We start from the raw sequence: 2,475 nt of genomic DNA, 5'->3' as shown, positions 1-2,475 counted from the left end.
GCTGCCCATCCCGGCGACGGAGGTCGCGTCCGGATTCCTCCGAGGCCTCGGGATCGACGTGGGACCTGCCGCGAGTCACCCCCGCGCCGATGCCACGCTGTGGAGCGTCCGGTTCCCGCGGGTGGCCATGGCGATGGTCGTGGGCGCAGCCCTCGCGGTGGCCGGTGCGCTCATGCAGGGTGCGTTCGGTAACCCGCTCGCCGAGCCCAGTGTGGTGGGCGTCTCCGCCGGGGCGGCCGTGGGAGCCGCGGCGGCGATCGTCTTCGGGCTGACCGCCTTCGGCGCCTGGACCAGCGTCGTCTGCGCCTTCGTCGCCGGCATCATCACCACCACGGCGGTGTACCTGTTCAGCCGCAGCAACGGCCGGACCGAGGTGGTCACGCTGGTCCTCACCGGCATCGCCGTGAACGCCGTCGCCGGCGCCGCGCTGGCGCTGCTCATGTTCCTCGGAGACACCCAGGCCCGCGAGGAGATCGTGTTCTGGCAGCTGGGAAGCCTGAACGGCAGCCGGTGGGAGCACGTCCTGGTGGTGGCGCCTCTGGCGCTGCTCGGACTGGTCCTGGCGGCCCGCCTGGCGCGACCTCTGGACCTGCTCGCGCTCGGAGAGCGCCCGGCCCGTCACCTGGGCGTGAACGTGGAGCGGTTGCGGATCGTCTCGATCCTGCTGGTCGGCCTGCTCACGGCCGCTGCGGTGAGTTTCTGCGGCATCGTCGCCTTTGTCGGCCTGGTGGTGCCGCACCTCGTCCGCATGATCGCCGGACCGGGACACCGTCTGTTGTTGCCGGCATCGGCGCTGGGTGGTGCGGTGTGCCTGCTGGCGGCCGACCTGCTCGCCCGCACCGCCGTGAACTACGCGGAGCTGCCACTGGGGATGGTGACGGCCGCCGTCGGCGGACCGTTCTTCTTCTGGCTCCTCCACCGCACCCGTCGCACCGCAGGAGGCTGGGGATGAGCGGAGACGGGACCCGGGTGCCGGTGCTGTCCGCCGAGCGCGTCACAGTACGAATCGGCGGCCGGACGTTGCTCGACGCCGTGGACCTGGAGGTCTACGCCGGTGAGGTGCTGGCGCTGGTCGGCCCCAACGGGGCGGGCAAGTCCACACTGCTCGGCGTGGTGGCCGGGGACACCGTCCCGGACTCCGGCCGCTCCGTGCTCGACGGCACAGATCTACGGCGGTGGCGCCTCGGGGACCTCGCCCGCCGTCGGGCCCTGCTCACCCAGGCCAACTCGGTCGCCTTCCCCTTCACCGTGCGGGAGATCGTCGCGATGGGGCGCGCCCCCTGGGCGGCGCTGCCCGAGGGCGACGACGACGAGGAGATCATCGAGGCCTCGTTGGCCGCCACCGACACCTCCCCCCTGCGGTCCCGGACCTTCCCGACCCTGTCCGGTGGGGAGAAGGCGCGTGCCTCCCTCTCGAGGGCGCTCGCCCAGCGAGCCGGCGTGCTGCTCCTGGACGAACCCACCGCGGCAGTGGACCTGCGCCATCAGGAGATCGTCCTGGAGTTGGCCCGGACCGTGGCCGATGCCGGCGGAGCAGTGGTGGTGGTCCTGCACGACCTCGAGTTGGCGGCGGCATGGTCCGACCGACTCGTCATGATCTCCGAGGGTCGGATCCGGGCCGAGGGGCCGCCCGACCAGGTCCTCACCGCCGAGCTGGTGGAAGAGGTCTATCAGCAGCCGGTTCTCGTCGACCGTCATCCCGTCACCGGGGACCTGTTGGTCACCCCGGATCGACGACGGTTCCGCACCGCCCGGACGCCGGAGCCCGCGTTCGAAGCAGCACCCGGGTCGGCCCTCGTCAAGGAGTTCTCGTGATACATACCCGGTCATCGACGATGCGGGCGTCCGCGGTACGGATGCTCGCGGTCCTGGCGCTGGCGCTGCTCGGCACCTCGGCACTCGCCGTGCTGACCGAAGCGCCGGCGAACGCCGCCGCGCGACTGACGGCGTCCAGTTCGCTGGGCGGGGCGGTGGCGTCGAGCTCGGGCCAGACCGGGTTCACCGTGTCGGGTTCGGGTTTCCAGGCCGTCGAGGGCGGCTTCGGTGGCGTGTACATCGGGTTCGGATGGGTCAACGGGTCCGGGTGGGGGCCGTCGAAGGGGGGCGCGACCGGCCGGACCTACGACTACGTCCCCGACGAGCAGTCGCGCAGTAATCAGGGCTTCCAGGCGTTCGTGGCCTTCCCCGGCTCGTCGACGTCGGGGGAAGCCCAGGCGACGATGGGTTCCGACGGGTCGTTCCGGGTGAACCTCACGGTTCCCGGGCCCACGTTCACCGGAGCCGGGGGCAAGAGCATCGACTGCACCAAGGTCACCTGCGGTTTCCTCACGTGGGGCGCGCACGGCGTCCGCAACGGCGCCAACGAGACCTTCACCCCGGTGAGCTTCCGGGGCGGGGAACCGGCACCTGCGGTCGAGCAGCCCCCGGCAGCGGGCGCGCCCGCCTCCGACTCCACGGCCGGTCGTCCGGCCGCGG

Annotated in this window: 2 protein-coding genes and 1 pseudogene; all 3 read left to right on the top strand. The window is 72.1% G+C overall.

Annotation, left to right across the window (positions count from 1 at the left end; all coding sequences use genetic code 11):
* Positions 1–952 (top strand): iron ABC transporter permease (locus G6027_RS15050; protein ID WP_182637879.1); only part of this gene is annotated, 952 nt, incomplete at its 5' end.
* Entirely contained in the window at positions 949–1,815 is an 867-nt protein-coding gene (locus G6027_RS15045; RefSeq protein WP_182637878.1) for a heme ABC transporter ATP-binding protein, read from the top strand. The genes G6027_RS15050 and G6027_RS15045, both read left to right, overlap by 4 nt.
* Positions 1,812–2,475, top strand: a pseudogene (locus G6027_RS15040) (hypothetical protein); the annotation flags it as partial. The gene G6027_RS15045 and the pseudogene G6027_RS15040, both read left to right, overlap by 4 nt.

It is taken from the genome of Dietzia sp. SLG310A2-38A2, assembly GCF_014145095.1.
In the GTDB taxonomy this organism is placed as follows: Bacteria; Actinomycetota; Actinomycetes; order Mycobacteriales; family Mycobacteriaceae; genus Dietzia.
The sequence above is the reverse complement of the archived record's forward strand: the minus strand, read 5'-3'. Positions and strand labels throughout refer to the sequence as shown.